The 19,401-nt window shown below is 41.6% G+C and carries 15 protein-coding genes and 1 other RNA gene; 1 reads left to right on the top strand and 15 read right to left on the bottom strand.

Annotated features, from left to right (window positions below; translation table 11 throughout):
* The 8 genes from ACOQOA_RS12100 to def all read right to left on the bottom strand — a co-directional run bounded on the left by ACOQOA_RS12100 (window position 1) and on the right by def (window position 10,841).
* On the bottom strand, window positions 1-408 hold the full coding sequence (locus ACOQOA_RS12100; RefSeq protein ID WP_420548881.1) for a PaaI family thioesterase: 408 nt from the start codon (window positions 406-408) through the stop codon (window positions 1-3).
* 73 nt (window positions 409-481) lie between these two features.
* Window positions 482-1,576, bottom strand: a complete 1,095-nt coding sequence (locus ACOQOA_RS12095) for a CaiB/BaiF CoA transferase family protein (RefSeq protein ID WP_420548880.1) — start codon at window positions 1,574-1,576, stop codon at window positions 482-484.
* Between the two features lie 32 nt (window positions 1,577-1,608).
* Entirely contained in the window at window positions 1,609-2,196 is a 588-nt protein-coding gene (locus ACOQOA_RS12090) for a chemotaxis protein CheB (protein ID WP_420548879.1), read from the bottom strand.
* Between the two features lie 9 nt (window positions 2,197-2,205).
* A complete protein-coding gene (locus tag ACOQOA_RS12085; RefSeq protein ID WP_420548878.1) occupies window positions 2,206-3,036 on the bottom strand; it encodes a CheR family methyltransferase in 831 nt (276 codons plus the stop codon).
* 1 nt (window position 3,037) lies between these two features.
* Complete coding sequence (locus tag ACOQOA_RS12080) at window positions 3,038-6,895, bottom strand: response regulator (RefSeq protein WP_420548877.1); 3,858 nt, start codon at window positions 6,893-6,895, stop codon at window positions 3,038-3,040.
* Between the two features lie 92 nt (window positions 6,896-6,987).
* Window positions 6,988-9,108: an EAL domain-containing protein gene (locus ACOQOA_RS12075; protein ID WP_420548876.1), complete on the bottom strand. Its 2,121-nt coding sequence runs from the start codon at window positions 9,106-9,108 to the stop codon at window positions 6,988-6,990.
* Between the two features lie 263 nt (window positions 9,109-9,371).
* Window positions 9,372-10,298, bottom strand: coding sequence for a methionyl-tRNA formyltransferase (fmt, locus tag ACOQOA_RS12070; RefSeq protein ID WP_420548875.1), 927 nt, complete (start codon window positions 10,296-10,298; stop codon window positions 9,372-9,374).
* Window positions 10,299-10,325: 27 nt separating this feature from the next.
* Window positions 10,326-10,841, bottom strand: coding sequence for a peptide deformylase (gene def / locus ACOQOA_RS12065; RefSeq protein ID WP_420548874.1), 516 nt, complete (start codon window positions 10,839-10,841; stop codon window positions 10,326-10,328).
* A gap of 174 nt (window positions 10,842-11,015) precedes the next feature.
* On the opposite strand from def, the gene rmuC reads away from it, so the two are divergent.
* Entirely contained in the window at window positions 11,016-12,464 is a 1,449-nt protein-coding gene (rmuC, locus tag ACOQOA_RS12060) for a DNA recombination protein RmuC (protein WP_420548873.1), read from the top strand.
* Between the two features lie 24 nt (window positions 12,465-12,488).
* On the opposite strand, the gene ACOQOA_RS12055 is transcribed toward rmuC, so the two are convergent.
* The 7 genes from ACOQOA_RS12055 to ffs all read right to left on the bottom strand — a co-directional run bounded on the left by ACOQOA_RS12055 (window position 12,489) and on the right by ffs (window position 19,239).
* Entirely contained in the window at window positions 12,489-13,934 is a 1,446-nt protein-coding gene (locus ACOQOA_RS12055; protein WP_420548872.1) for a DUF4139 domain-containing protein, read from the bottom strand.
* A 76-nt stretch (window positions 13,935-14,010) separates the two neighbouring features.
* Complete coding sequence (locus ACOQOA_RS12050; protein ID WP_420548871.1) at window positions 14,011-14,733, bottom strand: type 1 glutamine amidotransferase; 723 nt, start codon at window positions 14,731-14,733, stop codon at window positions 14,011-14,013.
* A gap of 23 nt (window positions 14,734-14,756) precedes the next feature.
* Window positions 14,757-15,359 (bottom strand): recombination mediator RecR, encoded by a 603-nt coding sequence (recR, locus tag ACOQOA_RS12045; RefSeq protein ID WP_420548870.1) that lies wholly within the window; start codon window positions 15,357-15,359, stop codon window positions 14,757-14,759.
* 36 nt (window positions 15,360-15,395) lie between these two features.
* The gene (locus ACOQOA_RS12040; RefSeq protein ID WP_420548869.1) at window positions 15,396-15,719 is read right to left on the bottom strand and encodes a YbaB/EbfC family nucleoid-associated protein; all 324 of its coding nucleotides are present in this window, start codon (window positions 15,717-15,719) and stop codon (window positions 15,396-15,398) included.
* Between the two features lie 83 nt (window positions 15,720-15,802).
* On the bottom strand, window positions 15,803-17,617 hold the full coding sequence (locus ACOQOA_RS12035; protein ID WP_420548868.1) for a DNA polymerase III subunit gamma/tau: 1,815 nt from the start codon (window positions 17,615-17,617) through the stop codon (window positions 15,803-15,805).
* A gap of 124 nt (window positions 17,618-17,741) precedes the next feature.
* Entirely contained in the window at window positions 17,742-18,998 is a 1,257-nt protein-coding gene (locus ACOQOA_RS12030) for a nucleotide sugar dehydrogenase (protein ID WP_420548867.1), read from the bottom strand.
* A gap of 143 nt (window positions 18,999-19,141) precedes the next feature.
* Window positions 19,142-19,239, bottom strand: an RNA gene (gene ffs / locus ACOQOA_RS12025) — signal recognition particle sRNA small type.
* Window positions 19,240-19,401: the final 162 nt, after the last annotated feature.

Genomic DNA, 19,401 nt, shown 5'->3' with positions numbered 1-19,401 from the left:
CTACTCATGAATAAATAATCGATAAGCTCCTTGGGCGGTGGCGATCAATTCGCCACCAATTTTATCTTGATAGAGGCGCATGGATGAATATCCAACAGCCTTGCCCATACGCTCTACCTCGCCTACACCTATAATGGTACCGGGCTTAGCGGATGATAAGAAGTTTTGCGACATAGAGATAGTTGCCATACGTTGAATATCATCTCTCACCGCGTAGATTGCCATACCGCCTGCTGCATCCATCAAACTTAGCGCCACACCACCGTGAGCCACACCATATTGGTTTAAATGACGATCATTCACGTCCAGTATAACAACCCAACGACCTTCATCATCTTGAACCACTTTGTACCCAATGGTCTCCTGAAAGCCTTTCCCCAAAATATTTTGCGCTTCTTCCATTCGCATGGCTTAGCCCCTTCTTAGAATATTTTGGAAAATTATGACTTACCTTTACGTAAAGGTAAAGTTTTAACTCTGACTAACTATCAATACCCCAATCTTTCAAAACTTCTTCGGTATGCTGCCCTGGATAAGGAGGCGAAGATTGGATCTTTGCTTTTGTACGACTAAAACGTGGTGCCGGTGCAGGTTGGGTGACACCGTCATTATTCACAAATGTACCCCGCGCTTTCAAATGTGGATGTTGTGGTGCCTCAGATAAGTTTGATACAGGGGCAAAACAGATATCGGTTCCTTCCATGACCTCACACCAATCCTGCCGAGACTTCGATTTAAATATAACAGAAAGCTTGGCTTTTAAATGAGGCCATTCCTTCACATCCATCTGATTTTCAAATGCAGGATCATTGATTTCAGCCTTTTCAAGAAGCAAAGCATAGAATTGTGGTTCAATCGAACCAATAGATATCCATTTTCCATCTGCACATTCATAACATCCATAAAAATGAGCCGCCCCATCCAACATATTACTTTCACGATGATCCATCCATTTACCTTCCCCAAACATGGCATAGGTCATAGCCATCATATGGGAAGCACCATCAACCATAGCAGCATCAATAACCTGCCCCTTACCTGAAGTTTTTGTTTCAAGTAATCCACAGACCATACCAAAGGCGAGATACATAGCCCCACCTCCAAAATCGGCTACTAAATTCATAGGAGGAATAGGGCCACTATCTTTTGTTCCAATTGCATGTAAAGCACCTGTTAAGGCGGCATAATTTATATCGTGACCAGCTGCATTTGCCAAAGGGCCATCCTGCCCCCAGCCAGTCATTCGACCATAAATAAGCTTCGCATTACGTTCTAAACAGACATCTGGCCCCAGACCTAAACGCTCCATCACTCCCGGACGAAACCCTTCAATTAACCCATCAGCTTTTTCAATGAGTTTAAGGACATGTTTCACACCTTCAGATGTTTTAAGATCCACTTCCACAGAGCGACGCCCTCGGTTTAAGATATCATATTTTAACCCTAATAAATTACTTCCTCCGGGTCTCTCAAGGCGAATAACATCTGCCCCCATATCCGCCAATAACATTGCACAAAACGGACCAGGCCCAACACCAGCCATTTCCACAATTTTAATTCCTGCAAGAGGTCCCATAATTTACCTGTCCAATTTGAGAAAAAATAGAATTAATATTCGACCACACGAATATGTTTTTTAGCAAGCATTTCTATTGCTTCAACAATTTCGTCATCTTCCAAAACATAATCTGAACCCGCAATTTCCAATCCCGCGTCAGGCATCGTTCGTACCTCCGCAACTTCAGGGTCTTGAATAATGGCGATACCTCCTAAATCACGGACATGCTTTAAACCCAAGGCACCATCTGCATTTGCCCCTGTTAAAAGCACCGCAATTAATCTCGGCCCAAACACATCTCCCATCGATTCAAATAAAACATCTATTGAGGGGCGTGAAAAACTCACCTTTGGATCTTGTGAAAATGAGAAACTGTAATCTGGTTCTACATACATATGATAGGCTGGTGGCGCGATGTAAATATGACCGGCCTCCAACGTCATGTCCCAATGGCATTGGTGGACTGGAAGAGTCGTTTCACGCGCTAATATCTCTGGCAACAGGCTTGGCGAGTCACTATCCATGTGACAAAGAATAACAAGTGGTAAATTAAAGTCATGTGGCAAGTCTTTTATGATCTGGCTTAAAACCTTTAAGCCTCCCATAGAACATCCTATGACTACTGCCCCATATTTCATTAAAATTCCTTATACAGCCTTTTTGCGAAAAACAGGTGTTTCACAGGATAAACGACAATAGTTTTTCTTTTGCCTTGATAGATCAATACTTTCTTTTTCTCCAAGCCCCAAGAAACCCTCACGTATGAGCGCATTATCAAATAAGTCCAGACATCTATTCTGTAATCTTCGATTAAAGTAAATCAACACATTTCGGCAAAGAACCAAATGCATCTCACAAAACACACCATCCACCGCTAAATTATGTTCAGAGAAAAAAATGCTCTCCTTCAAGGATGAGTCCATTGCCATAAATTCATATCGACTCACATAGTAATCTGACAATTTGGCCTGGCCGCCTGCTTTTATATAATTCGCTTCGTAAATATCGATTGCCTCAATAGGGTATACTCCCTCTTTGGCTTTATCTAACGCATTCACAGAAATATCTGTTGCATAAATATTTGCACGCTCTAACAGACCTTCTTCCCTTAACAATATGGCCAGCGAATAAGCTTCTTCCCCATTCGCACAACCAGCAATCCAAATATTTATCTGCGGATATGTTTTCAAAATTGGGATCACTTCTTGACGCAAAGCCACATAAAAATGTGGGTCACGAAACATTTCAGAAAACTGAACCGATAAATGTTCCAGCATGAGAGGGAGAAATTCTTCATTATGAAAAACGTAAGGAACCATATCTGCAATGGTCTCTACGCCCAATGCGACTTGTAAATCCTGCACACGTCGTTTTAACGATCCCCGTGCATATTCTGTAAAATCATAACCATAACGGCACTTTAATGCTTCCAGAAATATATCAAGTTCAGCGTTATATATTTCATTCCGCATCATCATCCTACTCCCGCAACAATGATGTCATTAAATCTGAGAGTTTATTTATATCTACAGGTTTCGTGAGATATTCATCTGCACCTGCATTCAGGCATTTCTCCCGTTCGCCAGCCATAGCTTTCGCAGTTACCGCAATAATAGGTATATGATCATAATCAGAGTTTTTACGGATATGACCGATCGCTTCCAAACCATCCATTTCTGGCATCATCATATCCATGAGGATAATAGAAACATCATCTGCATGCTCTTCTAACTTCTCTAAAGAAACCTTACCGTTTTTGGCAATCGTAACTATGCACCCATAATCTTTTAACACTTTCGACAAAGCGAACACATTGCGCATATCATCATCAGCTAGCAAAACGTGCGTTCCACCAAATCCAGAGCTTTCTACCACTTGTTTTTTTGAAACCGCTTTTGCTTTTGCAATACTTTGTTGTTGAGGCTCAGGTAATTTGGCTTCCACACTATGCAAGAACAACGTTACCTCGCTCAACAAGCGTTCTGCAGATCTTGCCCCTTTAATCACCACACTATCAGTATATTCATGTAATAGGTTTAATTCATCCTGCTCCAATTCTCGTCCAGAATATATAACAACTGGGGGCAACTTATCTTTATGAACGGCCTTTGCCTGCCGTAAAAATTCAAATCCGTTTGCCCCCGGCAATCCTAGATCCAGAATGATACAGTCGATATGTTCATTTTCCAGAATTTCAATGCCTTCTTCACTACTTCCAGCAGCTATAGTCGTAATGTCACCGCTTTCCATGACTCTTCCCACGGCGATTTGTGAGGCATAATCATCTTCAATTAACAAAATTCGCTTTCGACTAGCGGGCTCTATATCCACAAACTTTGTTATCACCTCATTTAATGCTTCAGGACTTACGGGTTTGGAACTATACCCGATGGCGCCTTTTTCTAGTGAATCTCCAGGGTCTTCCAATGCTGATAAAATATGGACAGGAATATGCCTGAGATGAGAGGCAGATTTCAGTTTCTCCAAGACTTCCCAACCATCCATATCTGGTAAATTGATGTCCAACACAATGCCAGCTGGATTAATTAATTGTGCAAGTGTTAGGCCTTTATCTGGATGCGTTGCGACCACACCGAGGAACCCACGATTACGTACTTGTTTTAAAAGTAATTCCGCAAAGGTTACGTCATCTTCGATTATCAGAACCACTTCACGGTCCGCTGCGACAATATCCCGGTCATCATCGATATCATAACCAACAACTTCTGACGGCTTTTGATCATCTGTCAAATAGACGACTTCAAAGCCAAGCTCTTCCGCCTCAGGCAACATATCAAGCCCATCGATATTCTGTTCCTTCGACTGATGAAGATTATCTATCATCGGCATCTTTTCAACATCATCATTTGCCGCATCAGATTGCTTAAGATTATCCTGACTATGTTCATCAGAACAATTAACCGGGACAAGGATACTGAAAACAGATCCCTGGTGCGATTTACTAGAAACGAGAACTTGTCCGCCCATAAGTTCACATAATGAACGTGTAATAGTTAATCCAAGACCCGTACCACCATATTTACGGCTGGTGCTTCCATCCGCCTGACGAAAAGCATCAAAAACACTGTTTAACTGTTCCGGTGTCATACCAATTCCGGTATCAGAAACCTCAAACTTTATATAATTCCCTTGAATATCAAGTTCTGCTCTCTCCAGATCTTTTCTATAAACTCGTTTTACAGCAAAAGATACAGAACCTTCTTCAGTGAACTTGAAAGCATTAGATAATAAATTGTTGAGAATCTGGGTTAATTTTGTTGGGTCAATATAGATGACCTCCGAAACACCTTGTTCAATATTCAGATTAAATTCAACAAGCTTCTCTTTTGCTACATGTTCAAAATTATTACGAACCTGGTTAACAATTTGTTCTATACGAACATGTTCTGGCAGAAGCTCCGTTTTGCCTGCTTCCGTTTTAGACAGATCAAGAATATCATTGATTAGATTTAATAAATGTTGTCCGCTATCATGAATAATACTCGCCGCCTCAACATCATCGTCATTTAGATTACCTTTTTTATTGTCCGCTAAAATACGCGCTAAAATCAATAAACTATTTAAAGGCGTTCTTAATTCATGAGACATATTCGCCAAGAATTGCGATTTATACTGATTGGCACGCCTCATCTCTTCAGCAAAAATTTCTGCATCTTTCTTCGCGGCACTTAATTCTTTTTGTCGTACTTCAAGAATACGTGTTTTTTCGGATAATTCTTCATTACCAACCCGAAGCTCTTCTTCTGAAGTTTGAAGCTCCGTTGTTTTTTGTGCTAGTTGTTCTGTCCGTGCACGAAGTTGCTCATTACTAACACGAATTTCCTCACTTTGTGCACGTAATTCTTCTTCAGACGCACGTAACTCTTCTGCTTGATTTTGACTACGCACTAACAAGCTTTCCGTCTTGGAAGCACGTGCTAAATTCTCCAGATAAACAGCTACGACAGGTAATACTGTATCTAATAAAGCGAGTTGTAATTGCGAGAATTTTGTAAAACTACCAAATTCCAAAACGCCGTATAATGTATTGTTATGAACCAAGGGATAGAGGTAGAGAACTTTAACGGGATGTCCGCCAACACCGGTAGCAACGTCATGGCGATATTCGTCCGGTAGCGCATCAATGACCATTGGTTTCTTATTTTGAGCCACTTGGCCAATTAAACCATCTCCAAGTTCAAAAGTGTTCTTTTGTCCTTTGCGCTTGGTATAGCCATAAGAAGCCATAATTTGTAAAAGATCATAATCGGTATTGAAGTAAAAGAAGGCACCAACCGGACTATTTAATGCAGGCATCAATCTTTCAAGAAAACTCTCCGTTGCCTCTCCCATCGCGACAGCTGCTTGCAAATCATTAGAAATTTCCTGCGCATGAGATTTTATCCAGTTTTGATCGATTGAATCTTTTAAAGCTGTTTTAAATTTCTCCGATGCGCGCGCCATATCCCCAAACTCATCCGTTCTATCAACATCTGGGATCTCAATTTCAGTATTTCCACGTGCGAGTCTGGAAAAAGTTTTTCTGAGACGGCGTGCAGATTGGATAATACGGCGATAAATAAATAGAAAACTTCCCACAAAGGTTAACAATAAAACCCCGACAATCAGATATGTTAACAATCTTTGTGAAGCTGTTTTTTCATAAAGTTCATTAACGATATTGAGAGTACGTTCTTCGACAGCCATCTGGAAAGCATCAATCGGTTCAATAACTTTTACTGACAAGCTGTTATATCTATCATCATATAAATTCGAGACAATTGACTGATATCTGGTCGCGCGCCCACTAATGGACCAATCAACGTCAGAAAAATCATTTAGGCCATTCTCCAATTTTAAAAGACGTAAATCCCGAAAGACAGACATATCGATTTTTGTGCGCTCCGCCATTAACTGTGACGCACGAATAAAAACAGCACGTTCTTCTTCGCTAAAACCCTTATCTTCGATAAGCTCATGAAGCGGGGTCAGTTGTTTTCCCCGAAGAAAGGTTTCTTGCATATATGGCAACAAATCCCATTGGATACGATGAGAATTCAAAGGACGTTCCAACAGCCCCATATGTATATCCATGAGGTTGTTATATTGCGTTACATAATCTTCATTCCCTGTGCTCGCATAGATACGTGCCAATTGAGTCAACATATTGGAATCTTGGCGTAACGAAGTTGCTAACTGTTCCGCAGCATAACGCATTTCATGCGCTCTATTGATATCGCGTTCATATCTTTCAAGCATCCAGAAAGAAGAAAACAAGGCAAGGACCGCTGCGATATTAATAGCCGCCATGATGGCGAAACTTCGTAATAAGGTCATCTTATTATCTTTCTTCCCGGTTCAATTTTCGTACTGAAAATCAATTAAACTTTTCAATCATTCTTCTTAAGGCTTCTCCATATCAAAGAAGATCACGATGCCTTCGCATAATCATGATACCAACTCAAAAAATCGGCTTCAGGTAGAGGTTTGCTATAGAAATATCCTTGTCCAATGTCACAATTCAATTCATTCAATCGATCGCATTGCTCTATTTCTTCGACACCTTCGGCTATGACTGTCATTTTTAAATTATGTGCTACACAAATAATCATATCAGCAATATGTGCATCAGATGGGTCTGTCATAATGTTTTGAATAAAGGAACGATCAATTTTAATAGAACTTGGCAATAAGGATTTCAGATGTGTCAGTGATGAATATCCTGTGCCAAAATCGTCAAGAGCAATACCTAGATTCATCTCTTTTAAACGCTGTAAAGTCTCGCGACTTTCTCCACGATCATCCAATAAGGCTGTTTCTGTAATTTCTACTTCGATCATATCCGGTGTGATGCCTACTTCATTCATAACTTCCTGAATATAGTTCGGCAGCTTTGGACATTTGATCTGTTCAACAGATACATTAATCGCAACAGGCACGGTACGGCCTAACTCTTTTTTCCAGCGTGCCGCAGCTTCACAAGCTTCACGAATGATCCAACGACCTAAATCACGAATTTGACCTGTTTCCTCTGCAAGCGGAATAAATTCATCTGGCCCTACAAAACCAAGTTCAGGGTCATTCCAACGAATAAGTGCTTCCACACCTTGGATTTCATTTGTTTTTAAATTTATTTTTGGCTGATAATAAAGTTCAAAGAAATTTCGTTCGATTGCATGATGCAAACGAATTTCTTGTTCTTTTCGACGTTGAAACGTCTGTGACATTTCTTTGTCATAGAAATTATAGGCAATACCCGGGTCTTCCTTTGATCGACTCATTGCTAAATCTGCAGACTTCATCAGACTATCAACATCATCCGCATCTTGCGGGAACAAGGAAATCCCCATACTGGCCGACACAGAAATCGTATCACCAAAATACACAAATTCTTCGGCAATCGCCTGAAGATAAGTTTCCGCATGCTGTGCTACTTCAACCGCGTTTTCAATCCCACGTAAGACAACCGCAAATTCATCTCCGCCAACCCGGAACAATTTTTCATATTGGGTCATCTTTTCATTAAGGCGTCGTGCAATTTCAGCCAGCATTAAATCTGCAACGGCCTGGCCATGCACGTCATTAACGTCTTTGAATCGATCCAAATCAATCAGCATTACGGCCAATTGTTCACCCATTGCACGTGTGTCAGCCAAATAACTCAATGCTTGTTCATGGAAAGAGTTTCGATTGGGCAAAGTTGTAAGCGCGTCATGCATTTCAAGATATTGGATAATCTCTTCAGCACGTTGTCTTTCCGTAATATCTTGAATAATACCGCGAATATCAACAAGCTTACCATTTTCATACATGCATTCCACATTACAAAACACATGGCATAATTGATCATTCTTTGTCGTAAACTCTGCTAAAAATTCATATTGTCCATCTGCAGTATCTGCAAGCTCCCGAATACGACCAAAATGATACTCGCGATCTTCATCAGATAACATTTCAGATAACGAACTATTGCAGTTACAATCCGGGTCACCAATTTGCACCCCACAAATTATTGCACAGGCTTGTTCAGATAATTTTTCTTCCCAAGTTTCTGGATTGATACGCCATCCACCAATCTTTGCCATAGCCTGCGTTTGCACAAGCTCGGCTGTACGTTCCTCAACCCGTTTTTCTAAATCAACGTTGATATTCTTAATGATTTGGCGTTGCTCATAAAGTTTCAGAAAAATTGCCGTTTTGGAGAGTAAAATATGCTCTTCAATCGGTTTTTGTATGTAATCAACAGCCCCAGCGGAATAACCGCGGTCACGATTCTGTTCATCTTTATATGCTGCGGTAATAAAAATAACCGGGATTTGGTTCCACTCATCATGTTCTTGCAAAATAGCAGCCATTTCAAAGCCATCCATTTCAGGCATTTGAACATCGGTTAGGATCAATGCAAACTCATGTTCCAACACTTTTTCAAGCGCCTCACTACCAGAATTAGCAGAGATAATTTCAACCTCTTTATCTAATCCGCGTAACAGAGCTTTCAAAGCCACTAAATTTGCCGGTACATCATCTACGATGAGAATTTTCGGTACCATACTCACACCCACTCGGAGACTTTATAAAAGCCTCTAACTACCCCTCAAATATATTCTATACCAAATTCTGGATTTGTATAAGTCATATATGTTCGATCCATTGAACCAATCAATCTTACATGATTGTGGAAAATGTATCAAAAACTGTAAAGGAAAAAAGTTAAGGCATTCTTAATAAACTAATATAAAGCATTAATAATATTAAGATTATACAGGCGAAGTGAGTTTAAAGCCCCTTAAAAATCCAGCTACTAAAGATATCTCTAATATGGTAGATGCTTACCACAATCAATGCGGTTTCCACGTTGAAATTCTTCAGATGTAACAGGTTTCTTACCAGGCTTCTGCAACTTAGTGATGCGAAGACCATCGCGGCCACAACCTACGACTAAACTTTCACAGCATACAAATCCCGGTGTATTGACCATTTCAACTACCTCAGCATCGAGAACTTTAACGCGATCCCCATCGCATTCAAAGAAGCATCCAGGCCATGGTGTCAACGCATGAACTTTACGCACAAGTTCTGTGGCAGGTAAGTTCCAATCCAATCGACCTTCGGATTTCTGCAATTTTTCTGCATAAGTCACACCTTCCTCAGGTTGGGCAATTGGATTTGCAGTGTTATTCGCTAAGGCTTCTAATGCAGGTACAATCATCTTACCGCCCAACGCCGCTAAATCATCATGTAAGGTCTGTGCGAAGGTGGTGGAAGTGATTGGCAATTTTTCAACAGACAACATATCACCTGTATCCAACCCTTCATCCATCTGCATGATTGTAACACCAGTCTCATCATCACCTGCTAAAATCGCACGCTGGATCGGTGCAGCGCCACGCCAGCGAGGCAGTAAGGAAGCATGAACATTAATACACCCAAATTTAGGTGCATCCAAAACAGTTTTGGGCAGAATCAATCCATAAGCAACTACGACAGCTGCGTCCAAATTCAAAGAAGAAAAATCTTGTTGTGCGTCTTCAGTTTTGAGAGAAACAGGATAGCGAACTTCAATTCCCATCTCTTCAGCCCGCACCTGAACAGGTGATTTGCGTTCTTTTTGTCCACGACCTGCAGGACGCGGCGGCTGGGTATAAACACATACAACGTCATGATTGGATTCAAGAAGTGCATTCAGAGTTTCCACAGCGAAATCCGGTGTGCCCATAAATGCAAGTCTTAACTTTTCCATCACAAACGTCCTTATTTTCTAAGCATTTTATGCCGCGTTGGATTTAACCCATTTCTTCAATTTACGCAGGATCATATTGCGTTTCAAAGAAGAAAGATGATCTACAAAAACAACGCCGTCTAAATGATCGATTTCATGTTGTACGCATGTGGCTAACAACCCATCAGCATCCAATTCCTGCGCGACATTACTTTCATCCAAATATTTAATTTTTACCTGAGATGGACGATCAACATTGGCATATTGTTCAGGCAAACTTAAGCAACCTTCATTGTAGGAGCTGATATCATCGGATGCCCAAACAATCTCAGGGTTCGCCATTTTCATTGGCTGTGGACCCGTTTCTTCGTCACCAATATCCATCACCAAAACACGCTTAGATACACCAACTTGCGGTGCAGCAAGCCCAATTCCTGGTGCGTCATACATGGTTTCCATCATATCATCCATCAATTGACGAATTTCATCATTCACTTCGTCAATCGGTGCTGCCACTTTCTTCAATACAGGGTGTGGCGCAACAAGGATGTCCAAAATTGCCATTTTCTTAGCCTTAATTCTAAAAATTTGTACCATATAGGTAGGTATAAACCTGCCTCTCGTCAAGATGACGAACCGATACACTCTAAGTGAGACAAAGCCAAGCTTTATCGAACTTGAACAGGGAAAATCTTTGCCCCACACCCCGAATCATGAGTTTTTAAGAGCATGGATAACATGATGCTACTTCTAGGTGCAGTCGTCACAGGATTTATCTTGATCGCGGCTTTACTAATTTTCCTTCGTCCGAAACAATCAGACGATAAAGCTGATGCTGTGCTTATAGATATTCAAGCACAACTTAAAGAGGCCTCAATCCGACTGGAAAATATACGCTTGGAAAATGTAGCTCTTGAAAAACAAGTAGAATTTTTAGACGCCCAATTAGAAGAACGCAGAGGCATTGCAGAAAGCCTTCAAAAAGAAAAAGAACAATTGGTGCAGGAATCCCAAGGCCTAAGTGAAGAGATTGTGCGTCTACAATCATCACTAAGAGAAGAACGAAATCTAAATAGTGAACGCCAGCGCCATCTGGAAGAATTGCAACAAAAGCAAAAAGACGACCAAGTAAAACTTCAAGAAGCAATGAATAGCCAGTTTAAAAACATGGCGCAGGAAATTTTAGAAAAAAATAGCTCTGACTTGCAAAAACGCAGCACTAAAGATTTAGAACAGGTTCTAAATCCGTTAAAGGATCAACTTGGAAGTTTTAACAAACTGGTTAATGAAACTAACAAAGAAGCCGCAGTTCGAAATCAAGATCTAAAAAATGAACTTAAAACCATCAACGATACTGCTCTTCGTATGTCGAAAGAAGCGAGTGACCTCACCAATTCCTTAAAAGGACAATCTCAAGTCCGTGGGGCATGGGGGGAAATGGTTCTGGAACATAGTTTGGAATCTTCGGGCCTTCGAAAAGGATATGAATATACAACCCAAGACAGCTTCACAGGTGAGGATGGGCAACGATTACGTCCAGATGCCATTGTAAAACTTCCTGGTAATCGTTGCATCATTATTGATTCAAAACTCTCTCTGATTGATTATAATGCCTATATCAATGCTGAAGATGAAACAGAAAAACAAAACCATCTTGCGGCCCATGTTACTGCTGTAAAAACTCATATTAAGCAATTATCCAGTAAATCTTATCAAGAAATTGAAGGGCTTCAGTCACCCGATTTTGTTGTGATGTTTGTACCGCTTGAATCCGCTTTGATGCTTGCTTTGGAGCAGGAACCACAAATGGCAGAAAACGCCTTGCAACAAAATATCGGCATTGCGAGCCCCTCCACCATCATGATGGTATTACGTACCATTGAACATCTATGGCGCACTGAACGTCAGATTGAAAATGCCGAAGAGATTTCAAAACGTGGTGCCGCTCTTTACGATAAGTTCCGCGGCTTTACCGAAGATCTATCTGATATCCGCGCGCAATTGGGAAAAGCGCAGGATTCCGTTGAAAAAGGTTTTAATAAACTAAGTACAGGACGAGGCAATCTCGTTTCTCAGGCGGAGAAATTGCGTGACCTAGGCGTTAAAGTGAAGAAACCTCTGGCATTTTCAGCTGAAAATGAAGAAGAGCTTCCTCAAATCGAAGAAAAGCAGGATCAGCTTCTTTAGCCACCTGCTTTCCTTAAAATTTGATTACTTACCTACTTGAACTCGGTACGAAAGAGTAAACTCACCATTTGCCGGGATTTCAACTGTCCAAGCCACAGATTGTGCAGATGTTTTTTCATATTCTGCATTTGCATCGAGTACTTCAACTGTTGAAGGCATAAAATCACGCAAGATAACCGTCACAGCCTCATCTTTGGCATTTGTCAGTTTCACATCGTAACTTGTTTCAAATCGACGATGATCATCTGTTAGATTTCTAAAATCAGTTTGAATATGTTTTGCGGTAATATCAAACGCCTGACCAAGATGGAATTTTAAGTCCTGTCCCTTAGCCGTATTTTGCATATATTCTTCTGAGACAAATAGTTCACCTAAATTCGTATCACCGCCATCCGCAACGAACCGGATATTGCCTTCCGGCAACGCCATCCCCAAACCGTTTTCGTCGCTATTTTCAAATTCCACAACCGTATTTGGTCGCATTACAGGTGCATTTTGACGGCTGACAACACCCCAAGGCATACGCCAATCCAACTCATAACTGGTCTTTACAGGAAATGTAACAGGTTCAAAGAAATTGAACTTGATCTCTGTTTCCGCCGGTAATTCCTTAGTTCCTTCAACTGGAAAAACATAACGATCTGACAGACTTATAGAAGGTTGAACAATTGGCACCATATCAGCAGATGGCGCTGCTGACATCATTGCCATTTCAGCACGTCCCGCTTTTTGCATCATAGGCCGTTGATTGTTTTCAATCTTGGTATCACCAGCAACAAGAGATAGCTTATCAATGGTAAAGTCGCGTTCCGTTAAATTCCCCACTTGTATCATGCTGTTTAAGGTCAAATTTTTCATATTCTGATCTATAACAGCCTTATACTGGGCAATCCAATATAGATCTTCAGTCAGATAACTCGCTTTAAAATTACTTTTCCCCGCTTGAGGATTTGCAAGCGTAACATCCACATGCGGATAGGGTAGGACTGTCGTAGGCGCATAAGGCAATCGAGCTTTCCCATAAGGATCAACTTCAATCCCTTCTTCAAACTCAACAACTACACCTTCACCCGTAACAGCAAGCAACTTGCCCTCACGTTCCGTTAATTCTGGATTGACGGCTGTATCATCATACCAAACCAATGTTTGGCCAATAAATTGCTCCATAATCGAACCAGGGCCGCGCACCATAAGAGGACGTCTTATATCCGCAATAGTTTGATTATCAGAAGACAGAACAAAGCTATCATGCTGGATCGTTGTCGGAAGCTTTTCCCAACGTATTGTTTCAGTTTCCGAATTGATATTAAAGCTGCGACTTGAGTTAACTTGCGCAAAATTATCCTGATATATGGTTAAGGATAGGCTTTCTTGTTTATAATCTTCAGCCTTTGCCACAACACTACCAGCTGCAACAAATAAGGATGTTGCCATCAAAAGTGAGGTAAACTTGATCTTGGAGGATCGCATATTTCAATTCCTTATAATATCTTTTCAGAATACAGAGATAGTTTAGAATTGTGACCAAATTATGCGGGAAAGAAGGTTATCCTGTGTAACGGTCGATAAAATTCTTTAACATTTTTGGTGCATGAGGCAGTTCAATATAATTGCTGCAATATTCCGGGTGCGTTCCCGCCCAGCTACGTGCAAATAAATCTTTTAAAGCTTCTGGATGGAACTGAGTTGAATACCAATGATTACCATAATCAATGGCCATCGCAGGCATTTCTGGGCGTGTTGCCAAAACAGTTGCCCCTTCAGGTACTGCTTCCACATGTTCATAATTACCGAAATGAAACTTCAATTCATCCGCAGGAATGTCATCAAAAAGAAAGTGATCCTGACCTGTGTCAGTCAGATTAATTTTCAAGCTGGACGCCATCGGGCCATTTTCAATACTACCAACAGTTGCCCCTAGAAAAGTAGACATTTGTTGATGCCCACCGCATATCCCGAACAAAGGTTTACCCGCCTCACGGTAACGACCAAGCCAACTTTGCAAATCATGTTGCCAATCAAACTTATCATGTACAGAATGAAAACTACCACCAAGGAAAGCAGCATCCACATCTTCAATCTCTGGCAGGTTATCTCCGCGTTCAATTTGCACACCTTTGAAATCAATCTCATCAAGTAGATTCAATTGACGTAGTTGTATTTTGATCCATTCAATTTCGTTATCCCCGCCCGGACATTCGTCAAAGATACTCATATCATAATGTTCAGGGTCTGCGAGCTGAGAAATATACCAAATACGCTTAGACATAAATTACGCCCTCACTTATCAATTTAACTACGTTTCAAATCATTACGCGCCTTTAAAGCTGCGCTTAATGTACCATCATCCAGATAGTCCAGTTCGCCCCCAACAGGTACGCCATGTGCCAAACGGGTTACATCAACCGGAAACTCAGATAGTCTCTCTGTAATATAATGTGCGGTTGTTTGTCCATCCACAGTCAGATTTGTAGCAAGAATAATTTCTTTTACTTCTGTCCCTTCTTCGGAACAGCGGTTGATCAACCCAGCCATATTCAAATCTTCTGGGCCGATGCCGTCCAAAGCAGACAAAACACCACCTAATACATGATAATGGCCCTTAAAAGCACCAGTACGCTCCAGCGCCCATAAATCCGCAACTTGTTCAACCACACAGATCGTTGTGCTGTCACGACGCCCGTCTGAACAGATATGACAAGGGTTGATACTATCTAGATTACCGCAAATATTGCATTCCAGAATGCCATCTGCGGCACGCTCTAAAGCATCTGCAAGTGGTCGCATCAAACCTTCACGCTTTTGAAGCAAATGCAGTGTCGCACGTTTTGCCGAACGCGGTCCTAAACCTGGCAAACGTGATAACAACTGGACCACTTGATCAATTTCGTTCATAGGAAACAGCCTTTAATAAAGGAAACAAATACCACCTTAAAATGGCATCTTGAAGCCTTCAGGAAGATTTAATCCCCCCATGGCTTCCTGAGTCTTTTCCTGAATATAGGCTTCTACCTTCACTTTAGCATCTGCATGGGCTGCCAAGATTAAATCCTGTAGAATTTCACCTTCATCTTCTTTCAAAAGACTAGGATCAATATTTAAAGATTTAAGATCACCTTTACCATTCATGGATACTTTCACAAGACCCGCACCAGATTGTCCCTCAACTTCATGAGACATAAGTTTCTCTTGCATTTCTTGCATTTTGCCCTGCATTTCCTGGGCTTGCTTCATCATCTGACCAAGTTTCAACATGATCGTTCCATCCTAATCAATAAATGTTTAATAGATAAATTCTGATGCCAATATGGGCGGTAATTCGACAAAATCAAGCGATCTTATTCGTCAATACCAGTCGTATCATCGCCACTTTCAACAACACTCAACGTCGGAGCCGCTATTTTGGGTGCTTCAATCACTTTTTTAATACGCGCTTCCGGGAAATGTTTCTTCACCGCCCGCACAAGAGGATCAAGTTCTGCTTCATCTTGCAAAGCCTGTTGAGCTTGTTTTTTCTGACTTGCAACTGTTGGCGCACCCGCATCATTACTCAACGTTACCAACCAGCGCTCACCTGTCCAGGTGCTTAACATTTGGCCTACTTTACCATGAATGTCTTTCGGCACATTTCCCACAAGACGCATTTCAATATGGCCTTGTTGAAATTTCACCAGATGCACATTATTTTCCAGATGCATCACCATCATACCTTCACGACGATCACGGAAAAGCTGAATTGCTTCATTGAAATCTTTTGGCCCCGTCATCTTTGGCGCTGCTTTCGCAACTTGTTGAGGGACCGGTGCAATCGCCTCTGCATGACCAACCTGCATATTGACAGCTTGACCCCCTACAGCAGCCAAACGTGCGGTTGGTTGACCACCTCCATTTGGTGATCCCTGCATCACCTGACCTTGTGCATGTACACCACCATTCCCAGCGCCTGCAACTGTGGCGCCATTTGGTTGACCTGCAGGTAATCCACCTTCAGTAAGTTTTTTTACGAGATCACCCGGGGTCGGCATATCGGCCACATGAATTAAACGCACAACAACCATTTCAGCTGCCTGAATAGCATTTGGCGCCCCCATGACTTCTTGCAAACCTTTGAGCAACATTTGCCACGCACGGCTAAGGATAGGTTGGCTTAACTGACCAGCCATTTCCATCCCTTTACTGCGTTCAATATCTGGTGTTGAAGGCTCCTCTGCCAATGCAGGCGTCAATTTCAATCGTGTAAGCCAATAGCAGACATCCAACATATCCTGCATGATCACAACCGGATCAGCGCCTTCATCATACATGTTACGTAAAGCATCTAAGGCATCGGCAGCTTTACCCTGCATAATTGCCTCAAATAAATCAAAGATGCGCGCACGATCTGCCAAACCCAACATATCTCTTAATTGTTGCGCAGTAACCGTACCCGAAGATAAAGCAATCGCCTGATCCAAGATAGATAATCCATCGCGCGCAGAACCATCCGCGGCACGCGCAACCATAGCGACGGCATCATCTTCTATCTCAATACCTTCAGCTGTTGAGATATTTTTAAAATGGCCTGCTAATTTTTCCACAGGAATACGACGCAGATCAAAACGTTGGCAACGACTAAGCACCGTAATCGGCACTTTACGAATTTCTGTTGTCGCAAAAATAAATTTCACATGCTCTGGCGGTTCTTCCAACGTTTTCAACAACGCGTTAAAGGCGTTTTTTGAAAGCATATGAACCTCATCGAGGATGTAGATCTTATAACGCGCTGCGACAGGTTTATAACGCACACCTTCAATCAATTCACGAATATCATCTACACCCGTGCGAGAGGCCGCATCCATTTCCTGAACATCCACATGACGATCTTCGGAAATCGCTACACAATTATCACATACCCCACAAGGAGATGCTGTCGGATTTCCTGTTCCATCCGGCCCAAGACAATTCAAGGCTTTTGCAATAATACGGGCTGTTGTCGTTTTACCAACCCCACGCACCCCTGTCAGCACAAAGGCTTGTGCAATACGTCCAGATTGAATTGCATTGGTTAATGTACGCACCAACGCTTCCTGACCAATCATATCTTCGAAATTGGCTGGGCGGTATTTACGGGCGAGCACCCGATATTCTTGTGTATTGGAATCCTGTTCAGTCATGGTGAATATCATAAACAGCCCCCCCTGACTTGTCCCGTAAATTCTACAGTTTTTCGAAAAAATTTTATAAATAAAAAAGGGCCTCAAAAGAAGCCCTTTAATTTACTTAAATTCTTGTAAAGAATTATAAGCTCCAACGACGGATTGTGTCTGGCAGCGGACGATTACGCCACATACCTTTGATATCAGCGACCAAACCACCCTCTTTCAACAAATCTGCCAGCGATAGCTCTTCAAATTCTTCGTGTGGCACAGCCCCAACTACCGCATCATAACTACCAGCTTCCGGTTTTGTGAGCAATTCCAACCCATATTCATCCTTGGTTTCTTCTTCATCGGCAACAGGATCAAAAATATCGACCTGATGCCCACGATCTTTTAAAGCTGCAATCAAATCAACAACTTTGGAATTTCTAATATCCGGTACATTCTCTTTAAAGGTTACGCCAAGCATCAACAGCTTGGATTTGCCAGATAATAAATTATCAATACGTTCAGCCATACTATCTGCCATACCATCATTAATGGATCGGCCGGACAAAATGACTTTTGGATCAAGACCAAATTCCTGTGCGGCAAATGATAAATAATAAGGGTCAACACCAATACAATGTCCGCCTACCAATCCCGGCTGGAACGGTAGGAAGTTCCATTTAGTATTTGCCGCATCCAATACGTCATATACGGACAAACCCATTTTTTCAAAAATCAATGCAATTTCATTCACAAATGCAATATTGATATCACGCTGTGCATTCTCAATTACCTTTGAAGCTTCAGCGGTAGGAATATCCTTTGCCAAGTATATGTTCCCACCATTCATGGAGCCATAAACATGCGCTAATAAATCGGCTACTTCGGTAGTTTGGCCTGCGACTACTTTTGTAATTTTATCAACGGTGTGAACTTTATCACCCGGATTAATACGTTCTGGTGAATAGCCAAGAAAGAAATCTTCACCTGCCTTTAAACCTGACATCTCTTCCAATATCGGCCCACAAATTTTCTCTGTTACGCCAGGATAAACTGTACTTTCATAGACAACAATAGATCCCTTAGAAATAATCTTACCAACACTTTCCGACGCTTTTCGCACTGCTGTTAAATCAGGTGTATTCGTCTCATCCACTGGCGTTGGAACAGTTACAATATAAATATTCTTGTTTTCTCCGTCAGCCAAGTCGTCCGAAATAACCAACGGCGCATCTTTTAGAGCCCCTGCGGTTAGCTCTCCGGTGCGATCAAATCCTTCTTTTAACTCAGCCACACGTGACTTGTTTATGTCAATGCCAATGGTTTCAAATTGGCGAGACAAAGCCGCGGCCAGAGGTAGCCCAACATAGCCTAAACCAATAACAACAATTGAAGGATTTTCGATCATGATTCTGTTTCCAGTGATTTAACTTCTGAAGATTTGAAAGCTTTATCGACAGTTGCAACCTCTGTCAAATAAAGTGGCATAGAATTAACTTATATCAAGTAATTTAGAAATAAAAAAAGCCGGCAATTGCCAGCGTTTTTTTAAGTGGAAGGCCGGAAACGACCCGAATAAAATTCCGTTACGGCTGCTTCCTTCCGGACCTGACCGGGTTGGCGGAGAAATCCGTCCGCACCGACCTTCCGCGCGTCTTATGACGAATCCGAAGCTTTTGCGCAAGCTTTTTTTGTATCATCAGCTGCTTTTCCTTACTTCCATACAGTCAAGGAACTTATTCCAATGGCTTAACCTTGCATAAAGTGTTTTTTTACAGCACATTTCCATTAAATTAATTAGCGAACAAGAA

It is taken from the genome of Curvivirga sp. (assembly GCF_965219885.1).
Classification (GTDB): domain Bacteria; phylum Pseudomonadota; class Alphaproteobacteria; order UBA8366; family Aestuariispiraceae; genus Curvivirga.
Note: the sequence above shows the minus strand (reverse complement) of the source record. Positions and strands in the feature narration are given on the sequence as shown.

Bases quoted from the DNA above. Each gene is read 5' to 3' on its own strand.
- ACOQOA_RS12100 (WP_420548881.1), bottom strand. From the start codon at position 408: ATGCGAATGGAAGAAGCGCAAAATATTTTGGGGAAAGGCTTTCAGGAG.
- ACOQOA_RS12035 (WP_420548868.1), bottom strand. From the start codon at position 17,617: ATGACTGAACAGGATTCCAATACACAAGAATATCGGGTGCTCGCCCGT.
- ACOQOA_RS12050 (WP_420548871.1), bottom strand. From the start codon at position 14,733: ATGTCTAAGCGTATTTGGTATATTTCTCAGCTCGCAGACCCTGAACAT.
- ACOQOA_RS12090 (WP_420548879.1), bottom strand. From the start codon at position 2,196: ATGAAATATGGGGCAGTAGTCATAGGATGTTCTATGGGAGGCTTAAAG.
- ACOQOA_RS12095 (WP_420548880.1), bottom strand. From the start codon at position 1,576: ATGGGACCTCTTGCAGGAATTAAAATTGTGGAAATGGCTGGTGTTGGG.
- recR (WP_420548870.1), bottom strand. From the start codon at position 15,359: ATGAACGAAATTGATCAAGTGGTCCAGTTGTTATCACGTTTGCCAGGT.
- ACOQOA_RS12080 (WP_420548877.1), bottom strand. From the start codon at position 6,895: ATGACCTTATTACGAAGTTTCGCCATCATGGCGGCTATTAATATCGCA.
- ACOQOA_RS12055 (WP_420548872.1), bottom strand. From the start codon at position 13,934: ATGCGATCCTCCAAGATCAAGTTTACCTCACTTTTGATGGCAACATCC.
- ACOQOA_RS12075 (WP_420548876.1), bottom strand. From the start codon at position 9,108: ATGGTACCGAAAATTCTCATCGTAGATGATGTACCGGCAAATTTAGTG.
- ACOQOA_RS12030 (WP_420548867.1), bottom strand. From the start codon at position 18,998: ATGATCGAAAATCCTTCAATTGTTGTTATTGGTTTAGGCTATGTTGGG.
- fmt (WP_420548875.1), bottom strand. From the start codon at position 10,298: ATGGAAAAGTTAAGACTTGCATTTATGGGCACACCGGATTTCGCTGTG.
- def (WP_420548874.1), bottom strand. From the start codon at position 10,841: ATGGCAATTTTGGACATCCTTGTTGCGCCACACCCTGTATTGAAGAAA.
- rmuC (WP_420548873.1), top strand. From the start codon at position 11,016: ATGATGCTACTTCTAGGTGCAGTCGTCACAGGATTTATCTTGATCGCG.
- ACOQOA_RS12085 (WP_420548878.1), bottom strand. From the start codon at position 3,036: ATGATGATGCGGAATGAAATATATAACGCTGAACTTGATATATTTCTG.
- ACOQOA_RS12040 (WP_420548869.1), bottom strand. From the start codon at position 15,719: ATGTTGAAACTTGGTCAGATGATGAAGCAAGCCCAGGAAATGCAGGGC.